Raw genomic sequence first — 19,261 nt, forward strand, 5'->3', positions numbered from 1 at the left:
TGGTTATATAAATGAAAAGAAAATTAAAAAACAGTGTTGGAATATGGGCATTTGGCCCTGCTGCTACAAGATTCGTTCCTGCAGGATACCACAAGGAGCTTTCAAATGAGACAATGGAAGCAAGGACAGAAAGAGTTCTCAAGGGATTAGGGGATTTTATTGACGGATATGAATACCATTACCCAAATGAGATAAATGAGGATAATGTAGACAGTATAAAAGAAATATTAGCCAGCGAAGGAAAGGACATATATTGCATAGCACTTGGTCATCATACAAATCCTAAATATTCTTTAGGTTCTTTAGTAAATCCTTTTCCTGAAATACGCAAGGAAGCTATAAACATTGCTAAAGATGGTATAGACTTAGCGTCTTCAGCTGGTGCCAATTTTATAATTTGGCCTGGTGGTGAAGGATATAATTATCCTTTTCAGGCAGATTATGAAAAGATGTGGAATGACTTCATAGATGCAATTGCCATTCTTACAGAACATGCAAATAAAAAAGGAGTTACTATATTTCTTGAGCATAAAAACAGTGAACCTGCCATGAAAGTGGCTATGAGAAGCATAGGTATGACACTATATGTTATCAATAAAGTTAAAGAAAGGGGAGTAGATACCAGCAATTTAAAAGTCAACATGGATTGGCAACATCTTATCATGAATGGCGAAAATTTAGCCGAATATGCAAGGCTGCTTGCAATGGAAAATAAATTAGGCCATCATCATGCAAACAGTGGATGGGGAACATTTGACGACGATAATATGGTTGGTGCCTTACGATTTATGGAGACATTAGAACTTGCTAAAGAATTACAACTTATTGGTTATGGCAAAAATGGCGAGAGAATAGGTTTTGACCTTTTACCCTATACAGAAGATGCGATAGAAGCTGTTAAAGAAAGTGTGATACACTGGGAATTTATATATGATTTAGCTTCCAAAATAAATACAGAGCGTCTATATGAAGCGAAAAAAACTAAAGATGCTGTAAAAGCTTATAAAGAAGTATATAAAGCACTTGGAGCAAAGTTTTAAATAATTATATTTTCAAAAAGGAGGAAAATGACATGGAATACTTCAAAAATGTACCACAAATAAAATACGAAGGACCAAAGTCAAACAACCCATATGCATTTAAATTTTACAATCCTGATGAAATAATAGATGGAAAACCTTTAAAAGAACACTTGCGTTTTTCAGTAGCGTACTGGCATACATTTACAGCCAATGGGACAGATCCATTTGGAGCACCTACAATGCAAAGACCATGGAATCATCTAAGTGATCCTATGGATATTGCTAAGGCGAGGGTAGAGGCAGCTTTTGAATTTTTTGAAAAGCTTGACGTACCGTTTTTCTGTTTTCATGACAGAGATATAGCTCCAGAAGGGGAGAATTTAAGAGAGACGAACAAAAATTTAGATACAATAGTTGCAATGATTAAAGATTATTTAAAGACGAGCAAAACAAAAGTATTATGGGGTACAGCAAATCTTTTTTCAAATCCGAGATTTGTACATGGAGCAGCAACTTCCTGTAATGCAGATGTATTTGCATATGCAGCAGCCCAAGTAAAAAAAGCACTTGAAATAACAAAAGAACTTGGAGGACAGAACTATGTATTTTGGGGCGGAAGAGAAGGATATGAAACACTACTCAATACAGATATGGAATTGGAACTTGATAACCTCGCAAGATTTTTGCACATGGCAGTAGAATATGCAAAAGAGATAGGATTTGAAGGGCAGCTTTTAATTGAGCCAAAACCAAAGGAACCGACAAAACACCAATATGATTTTGACGCAGCGAACGTATATGCATTTTTGAAGAAATATGACCTTGATAAATACTTCAAATTAAACATAGAAGCAAACCATGCCACACTTGCAGGACATGACTTTCAACATGAATTAAGATATGCAAGAATTAACAATATGTTAGGCTCTATAGATGCAAATATGGGAGATATGCTTTTAGGATGGGATACAGACCAATTTCCGACAGACATACGAATGACAACCCTTGCAATGTATGAAGTCATTAAGATGGGTGGTTTTGACAAAGGTGGGCTTAATTTTGATGCGAAAGTAAGACGTGCTTCATTTGAACCAGAAGACCTATTTTTAGGGCATATTGCAGGAATGGATGCTTTTGCAAAAGGATTTAAAGTAGCGTATAAGCTTGTTAAAGATGGTGTATTTGATAGCTTTATAGAAGAAAGATACAAAAGTTATCGAGAAGGCATAGGAGCAGAGATAGTAAGTGGAAAAGCGAACTTTAAAACTCTTGAAGAATATGCATTAAACAATCCAAAGATTGAGAACAAATCAGGCAAGCAAGAGTTGTTAGAGGCAGTATTAAATCAGTATTTATTTAGTGAATGACGGAGGGCTAAAATATGTATTTTCTTGGGATAGATTTGGGTACATCAGCTGTAAAGATAATTTTAATAGAGGAGAATGGAAATGTCATAGGGAGCATATCCAAAGAATACCCAGCATATTATCCCCAAGCTGGGTGGTCAGAACAAAATCCTGAAGACTGGTGGAATGCCACAAAAGATGGCATACGTGAGTTAATAATTAAAACTGGTGTAAAAAATGATGATATAAAAGGCATAGGTTTAAGTGGTCAAATGCATGGGCTTGTACTTTTAGATGAGAACAACAATGTACTAATGCCTGCTATACTTTGGAATGACCAAAGGACGCAAGAGGAATGTGATTATATTACCCAAACATTAGGCAAAGAAAGATTGACAAAATACACAGGGAACAAAGCATTAACCGGATTTACAGCCCCAAAGATATTATGGGTAAGAAAACATCGCCCTGATGTATATAAAAAGATTCATCATATACTTTTGCCTAAAGATTACATCAGATTTAAATTGACAAATGAATATGCAACAGATGTATCAGATGCATCAGGTACATTGTTATTTGATGTAGAAAATAGAAAATGGTCAAAAGAGATGCTAGATGCATTAGACATACCTTATAATTGGATGCCAAAATGTTATGAATCTACGGAGGTAACTGGATATGTCACAAAAGACGTAGCTGATTTAACAGGATTAAAAGAAGGAACAATAGTTGTAGGCGGAGGAGGAGACCAAGCCAGTGGAGCAGTAGGGACAGGAACAGTAAAAAGTGGCATAGTATCAGTTGCACTTGGCACTTCAGGAGTTGTATTTGCGAGTCAAGATAAATATGTGGTAGATGGAGAAAATAGGTTACACTCTTTCTGTCACGCCAATGGCAAATGGCATGTAATGGGAGTAATGCTTTCAGCAGCTGCTTGTTTAAAGTGGTGGGTGGACAACATAAACAATTTCAATGGTTCTTCTATAACATATGAAAAACTTATAGAAGAAGCAGAGAAAGTAGCACCAGGTAGCGGCGGACTAATATTTTTACCCTATCTAATGGGGGAAAGAACTCCATACAGTGACCCCTACGCAAGAGGAAGTTTTATAGGATTAAACATGACACACAATAGAGGGCATATGACAAGATCAATACTTGAAGGTGTAGCATTTGGGGTTAGAGATTCACTTGAGATAATAAAAGAACTCAATATACCGGTAAATGAAGTCAGAGTAAGCGGTGGCGGTGCAAAAAGTGTGCTGTGGAGACAAATACTTGCAGACATTTTTGGTGTCAGAGTAGACATGGTAAATGCGACTGAAGGACCAGCTTTTGGCGCAGCAATAATGGCGGCTGTAGGATATGAGGTATTTAAAGATGTTGAAGAGGCGTGTAGCAAACTCATCAAAGTGACTGACAGTGTTTACCCAATAGGAGAAAATGTAAGTAAATATAATGAAATATATCAGATTTATAGAGGTTTGTATAAGGCCCTTAAAGATAGGTTTAGGGAAATAGCCAGTATAAATTAATTTCGAAAAATAAACTTGTAAAATTAAAAACACAATATTAAAGGGAAATGTTAAAGGGAGGTGAGATAAAATCAAAAAAATTGTTAAATTAAAAATAATAATAAAATTTTCATAGTACAAATTCAGGAGGGTGAAAAGAATGAGGAAAATCATTGCTTTAATTACAATTGTGATTATGGTGGTTGGGCTGTTATCGGGATGCGGACAAAATAGTCAAACGGGACAATCTGGGTCAGTTCAGTCAAAAGAAAAAGTATTAAAAATTTGGTCTTTTACTAATGAAGCAAAGGTTTTCGCAACAGCTTTTAAAGAGAAACATCCAGATGTGAAAATAGAGTTTACTATGATTCCAATGACAGAGGGGGAATATCAATTAAAACTTAAATCTGCATTACAGTCGGGAGATGTTCCAGATGTTGTTGCTCTGGAAGCAAGCTTTGTGAGAAGTTTTGTGGAAAGTAATTATTTGGCTGACATATCTGATTTACTTCCTGAAGCAAAAAAGTTAGAGACTTATCAATTTACTATAGATATGGGTACGGATCAAAATGGTGTGATAAAAGCTTATTCTTATCAGGCTACTCCTGGCGTTATGTATTATCGTAGAAGTCTTGCAAAATTATACTTTGGAACGGATGATCCTGCAAAGATTCAAGAACTAATGTCTAACATTGACAAATTTGCAGAAGCAGCAAAAATCGTAAAAGAAAAGTCTAATGGCAATACTTACATGGTAGCTTCTACAGCTGACTTTGGAAATTTATTCTTTGCAAATAGGTCACAGCCATGGATAGTAAATAATAAATTGGTTATAGATCCACAAATTGATAAATTATTTGATATTGCCAAATTGTTTAGACAAAACGGATATGAAGCGCAAACGCAACAATGGTCGGAAAGCTGGTTTGCTGGCATGAACGATTCGTTAGTGGATGCAAAAGGTAATCCAAAACAAGTTTTTGCATATTTTCTGCCAACATGGGGATTGTCATACGTATTGCAACCTAATGCTGTAGCAAAACAAAACAAGGAAGGTAAAACAGTAGGGCATGATACTTCAGGCGATTGGGCTCTTATCCCAGGGCCTTTACCATATCAATGGGGAGGCACTTGGTTTGGAGTACCTAAGGACAGCAAGAATATAGAATTAGCAAAGGAATTTATAAAATTTGCTACTTTGAATGAGGAAACATTGAAAAATTGGGCACTAGGTGTTTACACGAATGAATACCTAAAGAAGATAGATCCAAGCGTTGGCAACGATTTAAAACAGCCAGCTGGAGACTTTGTGTCTAGCAAAAAAGTAGTAGAAGAATTAATACCTCAAATGAAAGATGCTCCTGCAAGTAAATTTGTTGGTGGACAAAATCCTTATGAAGTATTTGCAGAAGCAGCAAAACGCATTGATCTTGCTAATACTCTCAAAAATATTCAAGGCACGGATGATGTGATTCAACGTGCATTATGGGATCCGTTGGATGCTTACGCTTCTGGTAAAGTAAGTAAAGAGGAAGCGGTAAAGCAATTTAAAGACAATGTTAAAAATGCTCTTCCCAATGTTCAAGTTAATTGATATATTAGCTAGAGAAAATGCTAACGTTTTGTTGGCATTTTCTCTAGGTTTCTTAGTAAATTTTATAAAAGTGAGGGAATACAAATATGGAAGCTGTTAATTTAAAGTCGAAAAGTAAGATTAATAAAAACTATTATGGTTATATTTTTACTTTACCATTTATAGTTATCTTTTTAGCTTTTAATCTCTATCCACTTCTTTATACTTTCTATTTAAGTTTAACAGATATGACTCTAATGAATTCGTCATATCACTTTGTTGGATTTGCAAATTTTAAACAATTATTTTCTGATAGCTATTTTTTAAAATCGGCAATAAATACTTGGAAAATTTGGCTTATAAATTTTATTCCCCAATTAGGTATTGCTATGCTTTTGGCTATCTGGTTTGTTAATAATAGGTTAAAAATTAAATTTATTGGTTTATGGAGAACAATTTATTACTTGCCAAATATACTTATGCCAGTTGCTGTAGCTGCACTTTTTTATAATTTTTTCTCTCTATATGGACCTGTAAATCAGATAGCAGTTCGTACAGGAATTTTAAAAGAAGCTTTTGACTTTTTTAGAAGTACTACTTGGACCCAGCTTATTGTAGCGTTTATTCAATGGTGGATGTGGTATGGAGTAACAATAATCTTTCTAATGGCAGGGTTATCTTCGATTTCACCTTCATATTACGAATCAGCTCTAGTGGATGGTGCCAATTCATGGCAAATGTTTACTAAAATTACTCTTCCTCTTTTAAAACCGGTTCTAATATATGTACTTGTAACTTCGTTATCAGGTGGAATGCAGATGTTTGATATACCTTATTTATTAACTGACGGTACAGGAGCGCCTGATGGAGCTATAAGAACAATGAGCGTCTTGATGTATATGAAATTTTCAAGTGGCGATGGCTATATTGGAGCTGCTGCATCTGTTGGAGTTATGATTTTTCTTATAACTGCTGCTGCAGCGTTTATTATAATAAGGCTGCTAAAAGAGAAAGAATAAAGATAAAAAAGAAAGGATGGGACTATGAGTTATAAACTTCGAATGAAATTTATAAAAATAGGAGTGTATATCTTTTTAATTATACTTTTCTTACTTGCTATTTTACCTATATGGCTTTTGCTTGTTAATGCTACGCGTTCCACACCTGAAATACAACAAGGAGTTAGTTTGCTGCCAAGTAATAATCTAGTAATAAATTGGAATCATCTTACGGGTATGGGAGTAAACATATGGCGAGGCTTCTTAAACAGCCTTATTATATCTGTTCCTGTCACTTTTTTAACCGTTTATTTTTCAATGATGACGGCTTATGCAATTCATGTATATGATTTTAAATGGAAAAAAATATTATATAATATTGTTGTACTTTTGACAATTGTTCCAACTCAATTAGTGCCAATAATTGGATTTTATAAATATATGGCATCTTTAAAACTATTAAATAGTTATATTCCATTAATTATTCCAGCTATTGCCTCACCTCCAATGGTGTTTTTTGCACTACAATATTTAGAATCTACGATAGTAAAGGATTTAATAGAAGCTGCACGTATCGAAGGAAGTGGAGAACTGGGGATTTTTCATAGAATTATTTTACCTATAGCAAAGCCTGGTGCTTTTACGATGGGAATTTTATCTTTTGTTGCCTCCTGGAATAACTTTTTTACCCCATTTATGTTAATTTCAAAAGTTGAAAAGTACACTCTTCCCATGGTTGTTAAATTATTAAGAGGAGACATGTACAGGACAGAATATGGAGCAATATACCTTGGTCTTGCAATCACGATGATTCCTATTATAATAGTTTATGCTATATTTTCAAAATATATTGTAAGCGGAATTGCAATGGGAGCTATAAAAGAGTAAAAAAATAAAAGCAAAAGGGGGATTTTTAAATGAAGCCATTATATTTAGATTCCACTCAATCAGTAGAAAAAAGAGTAGAAGATTTATTACATCAAATGACTATAGAAGAAAAAGTAGAACAATTAAATAGTATTTGGGTATATGAAATATTAGATGATATGAAATTTTCTTTTGATAAAGCTAAAAAATTGATGTCATATGGAATAGGCCAGATTACCCGCCTTGGTGGAGCAAGTAATTTATCACCACGTGAGACAGTGAGGATAGCAAATCAGATTCAGAAATTTTTAATTGAAAATACAAGACTTGGTATACCCGCTTTGATTCATGAAGAGTCTTGTAGTGGCTATATGGCTAAAGGGGCTACTATTTTCCCTCAAACTATAGGTGTGGCAAGTACTTGGAATCCCAAACTTGTTGAAAAAATGGCTTCTGTGATTAGAGAACAGATGAAAGCTGTTGGAGCTCGGCAGGCTCTTGCACCTTTATTGGATGTTACAAGAGATCCAAGATGGGGAAGAACAGAAGAAACATTTGGGGAAGATCCTTATTTAGTAATGAGCATGGGTGTTTCATATATTCGTGGGCTTCAAGCTGAAAGTTTAAAGGAAGGCATTGTAGCTACAGGAAAACATTTTGTGGGATATGGAAATTCAGAAGGAGGTATGAATTGGGCTCCTGCTCATATTCCAGAAAGGGAGCTTAGAGAAGTTTTTCTTTATCCTTTTGAGGCGGCGGTAAAAGAGGCGAAATTAAGTTCGATTATGCCGGGATACCACGAACTTGATGGGGTACCGTGTCACAAATCAAAAAAATTGTTAAACGATATTTTACGTAAAGATTGGGGTTTCGAGGGAATTATAGTATCTGATTACTTTGCTATAAACCAGCTTTACGAGTACCATCATGTGGCATCAGATAAAAAGGGAGCTGCAAAATTGGCTTTAGAGGCTGGTGTTGATGTGGAATTACCAAGCACTGACTGTTATGGCTTGCCGCTTAGAGAGTTAATTGAAAGTGGTGAGATTGATATAGATTTTGTAAATGAAGCTGTAAAGAGAGTTTTAAAAATAAAATTTGAATTAGGGTTATTTGAGAATCCTTATGTAAACGAAGAAAAGGCTGTTGAGATTTTTGATACAAATGAACAACGAGAACTAGCTTATAAAATAGCGCAGGAGTCTATAGTATTGTTGAAAAATGAAAATAATTTGCTGCCTTTAAAGAAAGATTTGAAATCTATTGCAGTTATTGGCCCCAATGCTGATAGTATTCGCAATATGATTGGTGATTATGCATATCCTTGTCATATTGAATCATTACTTGAAATGAGAGAGACAGACAATGTTTTTAATACACCTTTGCCAGAAAGCTTAGAAGCAAAAGATATTTATGTACCTATTGTAACTGTGCTACAGGGAATTAAGGCAAAAGTTTCTTCTAATACAGAAGTTTTATATGCAAAAGGCTGCGATGTTCTTAACAATAGTAAGGATGGTTTTAAAGAAGCGGTTGAGATTGCAAAACAGGCTGATGTTGCTGTTGTAGTAGTAGGAGATAAATCAGGGCTAACAGATGGATGTACTTCTGGTGAATCAAGAGATCGGGCAGACCTTAATTTGCCGGGTGTACAAAAAGAGCTGATAAAAGCAGTTTATGAAACTGGTACACCAGTAATAGTGGTACTTATAAATGGAAGACCAATGTCTATTTCTTGGATAGCCGAAAAAATTCCAGCAATTATTGAAGCTTGGTTACCTGGTGAAGAGGGGGAAGAGCTATTGCAGATGTGATTTTTGGTGACTATAATCCTGGAGGTAAATTACCAATTTCTATTCCTCGATCTGTAGGGCAGTTACCAGTGTATTATTATCATAAACCTTCTGGAGGACGCACTCATTGGAAAGGAGACTATGTAGAATTAAGCACAAAGCCTTTATATCCATTTGGTTATGGCCTTAGTTATACAAAGTTTTCATACACTAATCTTAACATTTCTAATAAAAAAGTTTCTTTAGAGGACAGAATGGTTGAAATCTCTGTTGATATAAAAAATACAGGTCCGTTAAAGGGAGATGAGGTTGCTCAACTTTATATACATCAAGAAGCTTTAAGTGTTACAAGGCCTGTTAAAGAGCTTAAAGGGTTTAAACGCATTACTTTAGATGCTGGTGAAGAAAAGACAGTTATTTTCAAACTTTCTATTGAACAACTGGGTTTTTATGATGAGAATATGGAGTATGTGGTAGAACCAGGACGTGTAGATGTAATGATAGGGAGCTCTTCTGAAGATATAAGGCTAAGGGATTATTTTGAAATTGTAGGAGAAAAAGAGAAAGTAGCCAAAAAATTTATTACGGAAGTAAGGGTAGAGAATAAATAGAAAGTCAAATAATAGAGATAGGAGTGATAATATTGATAAAATTTCCAAAAGATTTTCTTTGGGGAACTGCTACATCATCATACCAAATTGAAGGAGCTGTAAATGAAGATGGGAGGACCCCTTCCATATGGGACACATTTTCAAAGACAGAAGGAAAAACATATAATGGTCACACAGGAGATGTAGCCTGTGACCATTACCACCGCTATAAAGAAGATGTAGAGATACTAAAAGAAATAGGAGTAAAAGCTTACAGATTTTCAATTGCATGGCCAAGAATTTTCCCTGAGGAAGGGAAATACAATCCAAAAGGGATGGACTTTTACAAGAAGTTAATAGATGAATTACAGAAAAGAGATATAGTACCAGCTGCAACAATTTATCACTGGGATTTACCCCAATGGGCTTATGACAAAGGAGGAGGCTGGCTAAATAAGGAAAGTATAAAATGGTATGTAGAATACGCCACGAAACTATTTGAAGAATTAGGCGATGCGATACCCCTATGGATAACTCATAATGAGCCATGGTGTGCATCAATATTAAGCTATGGGATAGGAGAACATGCGCCAGGGCACAAAAATTACAGAGAAGCACTAATAGCAGCTCATCATATACTACTTTCCCATGGAGAAGCAGTAAAAGCCTTCAGAGAAATGAATATAAAAGGGAGTAAAATTGGTATAACACTAAACTTAACCCCTGCATATCCTGCAAGTGAAAAAGAAGAAGACAAATTAGCAGCCCAATATGCTGACGGATTTTCTAACAGATGGTTTTTAGATCCAATATTCAAAGGCAATTATCCAGAGGATATAATGGAATTATATAGTAAAATAATTGGAGAATTTGACTTTATAAAAGAAGGAGATTTAGAGACTATAAGTGTTCCGATAGATTTTCTTGGAGTCAATTATTATACAAGAAGTATTGTAAAATACAACGAAGATTCCATGCTAAAGGCAGAGAATGTACCGGGTCCAGGTAAGAGGACGGAGATGGGATGGGAGATAAGCCCAGAGTCTTTTTATGACCTTTTAAAGAGATTAGATAGAGAATATACAAAACTGCCTATGTATATCACAGAGAATGGAGCAGCATTTAAAGATGAAGTGACAGAGGATGGACGAGTACACGACGATAAAAGAATAGAATACATAAAAGAGCATTTAAAAGCGGCAGCAAAGTTCATAGAAGAAGGAGGCAATTTAAAAGGATACTTTGTGTGGTCATTAATGGACAATTTTGAATGGGCCCATGGATATTCAAAAAGATTTGGGATAGTTTATGTGGATTATGAGACGCAAAAGAGAATATTAAAAGACAGTGCATTGTGGTACAAAGAGGTAATATTGGATGATGGTATCGAAGATTGAAACTAATCCCTCTGATAAGGGATGGGATAAAGCATTTTTCATAGTAATGTTGAAATGTTCTCTCTTTATATCTAACTTAGCTGTATAATTAAAAGGTAACTACAAAATAAAAAATTATTTCAATTTTCTTTTAAGATTTAATATGTTATAATTCACACTAGAAACAACAATATAAATAGAAGGGTGAACAAATGATAACAGCGGATCAATTATTAGTTAAGCAAATAAATAAATCAATAGTGCTCAATACCATAAGAAAAAAGGGGAATGTTTCAAGAGCGGATATTGCACACATTACAGGTTTAAACAAGTCAACTGTATCTTTCCTTGTTGATGAACTTATAAACGAAGGGTTTGTGAAAGAAGAGGGGCCAGGAGAATCAAAAGGTGGCAGGAAGCCAATCATATTAAGCATAAATAACAAAGCTGGGTGCATAATAGGCATTGATTTAGATGTAAATTATATACTAATTGTCTTGACTGATTTGATGGCAAATGTTATTTGGGAAAAGAAAATAGATATAAAAATTGGCGAGAACCAGCAAACGATTATTGAACGTTTGATAGAATTGATTGATGAAGCAATCTCAAATGCTCCTGAAACAATAAGAGGAATTTTAGGAATTGGGATTGGTGTTCCTGGCATTGTGGATTACAAGAAAGGCAGTATATTATTAGCGCCAAATTTAAAATGGGAAAATGTACCTCTTAAACAAATTATAGAAGATAAATTCAAAATTAAGGTACACATAGATAATGAAGCAAATGTAGGAGCTATAGGAGAAAAGTGGTTTGGAGCAGGGATTAAATATAACAATCTTGTTTATGTGAGTGCTGGAATTGGTATTGGTACAGGAATAATAATTAATGGAGAGTTATACAGAGGCACAGTAGGTCTTGCTGGAGAAATGGGACATATGACAATTGATATTCATGACCATCAGTGTAGGTGTGGCAATACAGGATGTTGGGAAAATTATGCTTCAGAAAAAGCATTGCTTGAATACATAAATACACAATTGCTGATGGGAAAGTCTGATGAGTATATAAACAAAAATAACTTTTATACACTGAGTGCTATTGATATTATCGATTATGCGCGAAAAGGGAGCAAAATAGCGGTAGAAGCTTTAAAAGAAATAGGAAGAAAATTAGGAGTAGGTGTAGTCAATATTATAAATACTTTTAATCCTGAACTTATAATTATTGGAAATACTTTGTCTTTAGCTGATGACTTAATTTTAAATGAAGTTTTAAAAGAAGTAGAGGAAAAAAGTCTTGTTTATAGATATTATAAAGTAAAAATAAAAACTTCCAAACTTCAATTCCATGCGGGGGCAATTGGAGCAGTATCTCTTGTTATTTCTGAATTGTTTGCATATCCTGGACTTTAATTATATGAGGTGTTGACATGGGAAAATTAAAAGCAATTATTATAGGGCCAGGGAATATTTTTAATAAAGCCTATTTGCCTTTCATATTTAATTTAGATGAACTAAATATATTAGGTATTGTTGGAAGAAACAAAGAAAAGCTCCAAAAATATAAAGAAAGATATGGTTGTGATGTTTACACAGAAATAGACGTTGTGATAAAACAAAAGCCAGATTGTGCTTTTGTACATGCATCCACAGATAGCCATTATGAAATAGTAAAAGAACTACTAAAAAGCGGTATTCACGTATATGTTGATAAGCCTATAACTGAAGAGATAGATAAGACAAAAGAACTTATAGATTTGGCTATGGACAAATCTCTTATTTTGAAGGTAGGTTTTAACAGAAGATATGCGCCTATGTATCAAAAAGCCTTAGCTTTGTTTGAAGGCTTAAAACCTGAATTGTGCATTATGGTGAAAAATAGGAATAATGACATCAAAAATAGTGTTAAGTTTACACTTTATGACGATTTCATTCATATAATAGACACTTTATGCTATATAGTTAAAGATGTTGATGACATAGATGTAAATATTTCAAAAGAAAGAGATTCATTAAAATCCATAGAAGTAGTATTAAAATCTAATAGTTCTACAGCGATAGGAGTCATGCATAGAAATGGTGGAAAAGATTATGAAAGGTTAGAGATACACGGGCATGGCAAAAGTGCAGTTGTGGAAGACATGGAAAGTATAAGAATAATGGAAAATGGCAAAATATATGTGCATAATTTTGAAAGCTGGGATACTATATCTTATAGAAGAGGTTTTGAGACTGCTGTAAAAAGCTTTTTAAAGGACGTATTAGAAGGGAATTATGCAAATGACGAATTAAAATGTACGTTAAAATCTCACGAGATTATAGAGGAAATATTAAAAAGGACAGTATAAAATCAGGGCACAAAAAGCCCTGATTTTATAATAATGCTTCTATAATAATGCGGGTGTTTTAATAAGCAAATACATCTTTCAAATCTATTTCTAGATCTTCAAAGATAGAAACTTTAATTTTATTTCCTACAGTATATACATTAGGCCTTCCATATCTGGAATTTTCCTGCAAAATAAACACACTTACAACTTTACTATCTGGCTCTACTATCCAATATTCCTTTACTCCATGCTTTTCGTATAAATTAAACTTTTCTATTTTATCTCTACTTGCAGTTGAAGGTGATGTAATTTCAACAATTAAATCAGGAGCTCCTTTACATCCTTCGTCATCTAGCTTTGACTTATCGCATACTACCACGATATCGGGTTCTACAACAGTTTTTATTTCTTTATCACTTTTCTCATTTCCAGAAGGAAACCTTACTCCAAAAGGTGCACTAAATACTTCACATTGCTTACCTCTAAGATATACAGCGAAGCTTGTAAATATTTCTCTTGATATTCTTTGATGAATTGTCGATGGAGGAGTCATTAAATAAACCTGCCCATTTATTAATTCTATTCTTTGATTATTTGGCCAGTTTAAATAATCCTCATAAGTATAAATATCCTCTCTTTTTGGTAAAGGCATAATTAAACACCCCTTTAAAAATCTTCTTATACTAAGTTTAACATTTTATATTCCTAATATCCAGAGCAAAAATATCTCCCTTTTTATTTGTTGCATTTAATTATACAACTAACCTTTTATGAAACCAAATTACAAAACCATAAAAAATACTTGAAATATTATTTCATAAGTAGTATAATATAAACTAGAAAGGAGTGTAAACATTAACATGCCAGGAGATATAGAGAAAATTAGAGCAGTTATTAATAATTTAAAACCATCAGAAAGAAAAATTGCTGAGTATATAATTGAAAATGCTGATAAGATTTCAGATTTATCTGTAGCTGAACTTGCAAAAAACAGCAATACCAGTGAAGCAAGTGTTGTGAGATTTTGCAAAAGTCTCGGATACAAAGGATATCAAGATTTAAAAATAAAAATTGCTGCAGACTACACATATAAGACAAAAAGTATTCAAGGTTTTGTTAATATAGATGATGATATTAATACCATAATTGTGAAAATATCTAAAAATAATATGGACTCAATAGAAAAAACAATGGATATGTTAGATAGAAACGAAGTAGAAAGAGCTGTTATTGCTATTTTAAATGCCAATAAAATAGACATTTATGGAGTTGGAGCATCTGCTATTGTTGCACAAGATATGTTGCAAAAATTTATGAGGATAAATAAATCTTGTACGGCATACAGTGATTCTCACATGCAACTTGCATCTGCGGCTAATCTTCGCCAAGGAGATGTGGCAATTGGTATTTCGTATTCAGGTCAAACAGCAGATACTGTTGACGCTTTAAGGATAGCTAAAAATTCGGGTGCTACAACAATTTGTATAACAAGGTTTGGTAATTCACCTATAACAGAAGTTTCAGATATAAAACTTTTTGTATATTCTACTGAAGCAATCTTTAGAAGTGGTGCAATGGCATCAAGGATGGCACAACTTAATGTAGTAGATATATTGTTTTCTATAATAGCCTGCAGGAAATACGATGAGGTAATAAAATATTTAGAAAATACAAGTGAAGCGGTCTCATCAAGAAAATACTGAAGGAGAGGTTTGTATGTTTAATATATTTAAAAAAGACTGATAAACTATTAATTAAAGCACCTGTTGATGGAGATGTGGTAGAAATAGTAGATGTTCCAGATGAAGTGTTTGCTCAAAAACTTATAGGAGATGGTGTTGCTGTGATACCTGAAGCCGATATATTTGTTTCTCCTGTTGATGGTATTGTAACAGCTGTTTTCCCTACAAAACATGCAATAGGTATTAGGACAAAAGAAGGAATTGAGGTAATGATTCATGTAGGAATTGATACTGTAAAACTAAATGGTGAAGGATTTGTTACGTTTGTAACTGAAGGTGATAAAGTAAAAGTTGGCGATAAACTATTAAAGGTAGAAAGAACTTTAATAAAATCAAAAGCTAAATCACTCGTTTCCCCTATAGTAGTAACTAATATGGATAGGATAAAAGAATTTAAAAAAATGACAGGTAAAGCGACTGCTGGGCAGACCGTTGTAATTGAGGCGGTTATTTAATTTATTTCAATATGAAACAAATTTTCATAAATACTTCATATTTATGAAACAATACAACATATAAGGAGGTGGGAGGTAAGTATATAGATTCATATGTTTAATTATCATTACCATTTAAATACTAAATTGAAGATAGGGGGATTAAGAATGTCAAGAGAAAAAGAAATAGCTCAAGGAATTATTAAAGAGTTGGGCGGAAAAGAAAATGTCATATCAATCACGAATTGCATGACAAGATTAAGAGTGCTTGTCAAAGATTATGACAAGGTTAACAGGGAAGCTTTGGGGAAAATTGACGGTGTTATTAAAGTCAATGAAGAGGGTGGAGAGTTACAAGTTATTGTAGGACCTGGTCTTGCTAACAAGGTAGAAAGTGAGGCATCAAAAATACTAGGTGGTACTAAAGTTGGAAAAGCAGAAGAAGTTAAAGCAGCAATTAGTGCCAAAAACCAAACACCTTTTAAACTTCTATTGAGAAGGATTGCTAGTATATTTATTCCTTTGATTCCAGGTTTAATTGGTGGTGGTTTAATACTTGGCATTACCAATGTTGCGACAAAATTTAATTGGATTGCAGACAAAAATTTATTGGCTATGTTAAGTTTGTTAGGCAGTACTATTTTTACGTATATGGGTATTATGGTAGGTATGAATACTGCTAAAGAATTTGGAGGTTCTCCTACAATTGGAGGTATTCTTGCTGGTATTATTTATAACCCTGCATTAGCTAATATTACAATTGGAGGGAAAGCTTTAGTCGTAGGTAGAGGCGGAATTATTTCTGTTTTAATTGCAGCAGCATTTGCAAGTTGGCTTGAGAAAAACATTAGGAAAAGAATGCCTAACAGTATAGAATTGCTTGCAACTCCGTTGCTTACAATTTTGATAGCAGGTTTTGCGACTTTGTATGTATTACAACCTTTAGGCGGATATATAGCTGATGGTATTGGCAAAGCAGTAACTGTTGCAATTGCAGGAAAAGCTGGTGTATTTACAGGATTTATACTTGCTGGTACATTTTTACCATTAGTTATGACAGGTTTGCATCAGGGTTTGACACCTATCCATGTGCAATTAATTGAGTCGACAGGAGTTACTATATTACTTCCTATTTTAGCGATGGCGGGAGCAGGTCAAGTTGGAGCTGCATTAGCAGTATATGTGAAGACCAAGAGCAAACAACTTAAAAAAATTATAGAAGGTTCAATACTTGTTGGTATTCTCGGCATTGGAGAACCATTGATTTACGGTGTTACATTACCACTTGGTAGACCTTTTATAGGGGCATGTATAGGAGGTGCTTTTGGAGGAGCCTTTGAGGCCTTTAAAGTAGTTGGTGCAAGAGGATTGGGTATATCCGGTATACCTTTGGCTGCTCTTATTGAGCCAAATAAAATTATTTATTATGTTTTAGGATTATTGATATCGTATACTGCAGGATTTATAGCTACCTACCTGTTAGGATTTGAAGATCCAGTTGATGAAGAAATAGAAAATTCACAACCATTTACTTTTAATGTTTGATACAATTAAAAAGGGGCGCTTTGCCCCTTTTTAGGAGGAGATAATGAGGTGGCTGTTGGTATTTCGGTTTATACTACAGAAGACTTTCCACATCAAAAGAACAAAGAATATATAAAAATGGCAAAAGACAATGGGATAAATATGGTTTTTACGTCGATGCATATGCCTGAGGTTGAATATGATAAAAAATTAAATGAATTTGAAGATTTAATTAAATATATTAAATTACTAGATATGAAATTAACTATTGATATTTCACCTGTAACAATGAATATATTAAATTCCTCAATAACAGATTTAAAACCTTTTTATGATTTGGGAGTAGATTGTTTAAGACTTGATTATGGTTTTACTGAAGAGGAAATAGCTGAAATGACAAACAACAAATACGGAATTAAAATAGAGTTAAATGCCAGCACAATAACAAAAGAAGAAATAGAAAATTTGATAAGGTTAAAGGCTAACATAGGTAATTTGACAACTTGCCACAATTATTATCCTAAACCGTATACAGGTCTTTCCTATAAGTTTTTTAAAGAAAAGACAATGATGATAAAAAATTACGGACTTAAGGTATCGGCATTTATTCCTTCTTTGGAAGGTAGGAGAGGGCCAATATATGAGGGATTGCCGACGCTTGAAATGCATAGAAACATAAAACCTTACACAGCAGCGAGACATTTAATTTATTCTGGGTTGATAGATGACATATATTTTGGGGATGCATATGCATCTATAAATGAAATAAGAGATGTTATCTCAATAAATAAAGATGTGATTGAATTAAATATCAATCTTATTATGGATATAACAGATTATGAGAAAGACATAATTTTTGCTGGTATTCATACAAATAGGTCTGATGCTTCTGAATACATTATAAGATCAGAGGAGTCAAGGGGTTATGCAAAGATAGGGAAAGCAATAAAGCCGTATAATTGCATTGAAAGAAAGAAATACAGTGTTACAATTGATAATTACGGTTTTAAAAGATATTCGGGAGAGCTTAATATTTGTTTGATTGATATGCCTCAAGATGAAAGAGTAAATGTGGTAGGACATATACCTGAAGAAGAACATATATTGGTAGATTTAATTAGACCGGGGACAAAATTTAAATTTAGAAAGGGTTGATACAATGGATTTAGATAAACTTATAACGGAAGGAAGAAACCCTGATACACTTGATATTGATAGATTAAGTACAGAGGATATGTTAAAAAAAATAAATAATGAAGATAAAAAAGTTCCAATAGCTGTTGAAAAAGAAATACCTAATATAGCAAAAGCTGTTGATATTATAGCAGAAAAATTAAAACAAGGAGGAAGGCTTATATACATTGGTGCTGGTACAAGTGGAAGGCTTGGAATTCTCGATGCATCCGAATGTCCACCAACTTTTGGAGTAGATCCAGAAATGGTGCAAGGGATTATTGCAGGTGGAGATGTTGCAATAAGAAGGTCAGTAGAAGATGCGGAGGATAAAGAAGACCTTGGTAAAGAAGATTTAAAGAAAAAGAATTTGTCAGGTAAGGATGTTGTAGTAGGTATTGCAGCTAGTGGCCGAACGCCTTATGTTTTAGGAGCGCTTAGATATGCTAAAGAGGTTGGCGCACATACAATAGGGATATCCTGCAATCCGGATAGTGAGATGAAAAAAATAGTTGATATAATGATAGCGCCTGTTGTAGGGCCAGAAGTAATTATGGGTTCTACCAGAATGAAAGCAGGAACTGCACAAAAATTGGTATTAAATATGCTATCTACAGGTGCTATGATAAAACTTGGTAAAGTTTACAGCAATTTAATGGTGGATGTAAAAGCTACAAATGAAAAATTAATTAACAGAGCAAAACGCATTGTAAAATTAGCAACGGATGCAGATGAAAAAGTAATTGAAAAAATACTTAATGAAACTAATTATAATGTTAAATTAACCATTTTAATGATATTAACAGGACTTAATCAAAATAAAGCAAAAGAATTTTTAGATAGGTCTAATGGTTATATTGCAAAGGCATTAATGCTTAATGAAAATAAGTCTTAAGAATAAATTTGAAGAGAAATTGAATTTATTAGGAAGTTTTATCTAAACTGAAAGGCGGATTAGTTTCCGCCTTTTATAA

General features: G+C 33.8%; 15 protein-coding genes and 1 pseudogene. 15 read left to right on the top strand and 1 reads right to left on the bottom strand.

The window, feature by feature from the left end:
• Positions 1 to 11: 11 nt before the first annotated feature.
• The 10 genes and pseudogenes from OEI98_RS01125 to OEI98_RS01170 all read left to right on the top strand — a co-directional run bounded on the left by OEI98_RS01125 (position 12) and on the right by OEI98_RS01170 (position 13,432).
• Complete coding sequence (locus OEI98_RS01125; RefSeq protein ID WP_266039020.1) at positions 12 to 1,040, top strand: TIM barrel protein; 1,029 nt, start codon at positions 12 to 14, stop codon at positions 1,038 to 1,040.
• 32 nt (positions 1,041 to 1,072) lie between these two features.
• Entirely contained in the window at positions 1,073 to 2,389 is a 1,317-nt protein-coding gene (xylA, locus tag OEI98_RS01130; RefSeq protein WP_266039022.1) for a xylose isomerase, read from the top strand.
• A gap of 14 nt (positions 2,390 to 2,403) precedes the next feature.
• Positions 2,404 to 3,906, top strand: coding sequence for a xylulokinase (gene xylB, locus OEI98_RS01135; RefSeq protein WP_266039024.1), 1,503 nt, complete (start codon positions 2,404 to 2,406; stop codon positions 3,904 to 3,906).
• 139 nt (positions 3,907 to 4,045) lie between these two features.
• Positions 4,046 to 5,479, top strand: a complete 1,434-nt coding sequence (locus tag OEI98_RS01140) for an ABC transporter substrate-binding protein (RefSeq protein ID WP_266039026.1) — start codon at positions 4,046 to 4,048, stop codon at positions 5,477 to 5,479.
• An 86-nt stretch (positions 5,480 to 5,565) separates the two neighbouring features.
• A complete protein-coding gene (locus OEI98_RS01145; RefSeq protein ID WP_266039028.1) occupies positions 5,566 to 6,477 on the top strand; it encodes a carbohydrate ABC transporter permease in 912 nt (303 codons plus the stop codon).
• A 24-nt stretch (positions 6,478 to 6,501) separates the two neighbouring features.
• The gene (locus OEI98_RS01150) at positions 6,502 to 7,344 is read left to right on the top strand and encodes a carbohydrate ABC transporter permease (RefSeq protein ID WP_266039030.1); all 843 of its coding nucleotides are present in this window, start codon (positions 6,502 to 6,504) and stop codon (positions 7,342 to 7,344) included.
• 29 nt (positions 7,345 to 7,373) lie between these two features.
• A pseudogene (locus OEI98_RS01155) lies at positions 7,374 to 9,727 on the top strand (glycoside hydrolase family 3 N-terminal domain-containing protein).
• Between the two features lie 32 nt (positions 9,728 to 9,759).
• Positions 9,760 to 11,103, top strand: coding sequence for a GH1 family beta-glucosidase (locus OEI98_RS01160; RefSeq protein WP_266039031.1), 1,344 nt, complete (start codon positions 9,760 to 9,762; stop codon positions 11,101 to 11,103).
• Between the two features lie 191 nt (positions 11,104 to 11,294).
• Positions 11,295 to 12,497, top strand: a complete 1,203-nt coding sequence (locus tag OEI98_RS01165; protein WP_074666737.1) for an ROK family transcriptional regulator — start codon at positions 11,295 to 11,297, stop codon at positions 12,495 to 12,497.
• A 17-nt stretch (positions 12,498 to 12,514) separates the two neighbouring features.
• Positions 12,515 to 13,432 (top strand): Gfo/Idh/MocA family protein, encoded by a 918-nt coding sequence (locus OEI98_RS01170; protein ID WP_266039033.1) that lies wholly within the window; start codon positions 12,515 to 12,517, stop codon positions 13,430 to 13,432.
• A gap of 58 nt (positions 13,433 to 13,490) precedes the next feature.
• Here the strand turns inward: OEI98_RS01170 and OEI98_RS01175 are convergent, their stop codons facing one another.
• Positions 13,491 to 14,066 carry a Uma2 family endonuclease gene (locus OEI98_RS01175; RefSeq protein WP_266039035.1) on the bottom strand — a complete coding sequence of 192 codons (576 nt, stop codon included), beginning with the start codon at positions 14,064 to 14,066 and terminating at the stop codon, positions 13,491 to 13,493.
• A gap of 208 nt (positions 14,067 to 14,274) precedes the next feature.
• Between OEI98_RS01175 and OEI98_RS01180 the strand changes: the two genes are divergently transcribed.
• The 5 genes from OEI98_RS01180 (at position 14,275) to murQ (ending at position 19,182) form a co-directional block, all read left to right on the top strand.
• The gene (locus tag OEI98_RS01180; protein ID WP_004400353.1) at positions 14,275 to 15,117 is read left to right on the top strand and encodes a MurR/RpiR family transcriptional regulator; all 843 of its coding nucleotides are present in this window, start codon (positions 14,275 to 14,277) and stop codon (positions 15,115 to 15,117) included.
• A gap of 74 nt (positions 15,118 to 15,191) precedes the next feature.
• Positions 15,192 to 15,611, top strand: a complete 420-nt coding sequence (locus OEI98_RS01185) for a PTS sugar transporter subunit IIA (protein WP_006569336.1) — start codon at positions 15,192 to 15,194, stop codon at positions 15,609 to 15,611.
• Positions 15,612 to 15,758: 147 nt separating this feature from the next.
• Entirely contained in the window at positions 15,759 to 17,135 is a 1,377-nt protein-coding gene (locus tag OEI98_RS01190) for a PTS transporter subunit EIIC (protein WP_266039041.1), read from the top strand.
• Between the two features lie 48 nt (positions 17,136 to 17,183).
• Positions 17,184 to 18,269, top strand: a complete 1,086-nt coding sequence (locus OEI98_RS01195; RefSeq protein ID WP_266039044.1) for a DUF871 domain-containing protein — start codon at positions 17,184 to 17,186, stop codon at positions 18,267 to 18,269.
• 4 nt (positions 18,270 to 18,273) lie between these two features.
• Positions 18,274 to 19,182 carry an N-acetylmuramic acid 6-phosphate etherase gene (gene murQ, locus OEI98_RS01200; protein WP_004400344.1) on the top strand — a complete coding sequence of 303 codons (909 nt, stop codon included), beginning with the start codon at positions 18,274 to 18,276 and terminating at the stop codon, positions 19,180 to 19,182.
• The last annotated feature ends 79 nt before the right edge of the window (positions 19,183 to 19,261 follow it).

It is taken from the genome of Thermoanaerobacter sp. RKWS2 (assembly GCF_026240795.1).
GTDB lineage: Bacteria > Bacillota > Thermoanaerobacteria > Thermoanaerobacterales > Thermoanaerobacteraceae > Thermoanaerobacter > Thermoanaerobacter ethanolicus.

Bases quoted from the DNA above. Each gene is read 5' to 3' on its own strand.
- OEI98_RS01125 (WP_266039020.1), top strand. From the start codon at position 12: ATGAAAAGAAAATTAAAAAACAGTGTTGGAATATGGGCATTTGGCCCT.
- xylA (WP_266039022.1), top strand. From the start codon at position 1,073: ATGGAATACTTCAAAAATGTACCACAAATAAAATACGAAGGACCAAAG.
- xylB (WP_266039024.1), top strand. From the start codon at position 2,404: ATGTATTTTCTTGGGATAGATTTGGGTACATCAGCTGTAAAGATAATT.
- OEI98_RS01140 (WP_266039026.1), top strand. From the start codon at position 4,046: ATGAGGAAAATCATTGCTTTAATTACAATTGTGATTATGGTGGTTGGG.
- OEI98_RS01145 (WP_266039028.1), top strand. From the start codon at position 5,566: ATGGAAGCTGTTAATTTAAAGTCGAAAAGTAAGATTAATAAAAACTAT.
- OEI98_RS01150 (WP_266039030.1), top strand. From the start codon at position 6,502: ATGAGTTATAAACTTCGAATGAAATTTATAAAAATAGGAGTGTATATC.
- OEI98_RS01165 (WP_074666737.1), top strand. From the start codon at position 11,295: ATGATAACAGCGGATCAATTATTAGTTAAGCAAATAAATAAATCAATA.
- OEI98_RS01170 (WP_266039033.1), top strand. From the start codon at position 12,515: ATGGGAAAATTAAAAGCAATTATTATAGGGCCAGGGAATATTTTTAAT.
- OEI98_RS01175 (WP_266039035.1), bottom strand. From the start codon at position 14,066: ATGCCTTTACCAAAAAGAGAGGATATTTATACTTATGAGGATTATTTA.
- OEI98_RS01180 (WP_004400353.1), top strand. From the start codon at position 14,275: ATGCCAGGAGATATAGAGAAAATTAGAGCAGTTATTAATAATTTAAAA.
- OEI98_RS01190 (WP_266039041.1), top strand. From the start codon at position 15,759: ATGTCAAGAGAAAAAGAAATAGCTCAAGGAATTATTAAAGAGTTGGGC.
- murQ (WP_004400344.1), top strand. From the start codon at position 18,274: ATGGATTTAGATAAACTTATAACGGAAGGAAGAAACCCTGATACACTT.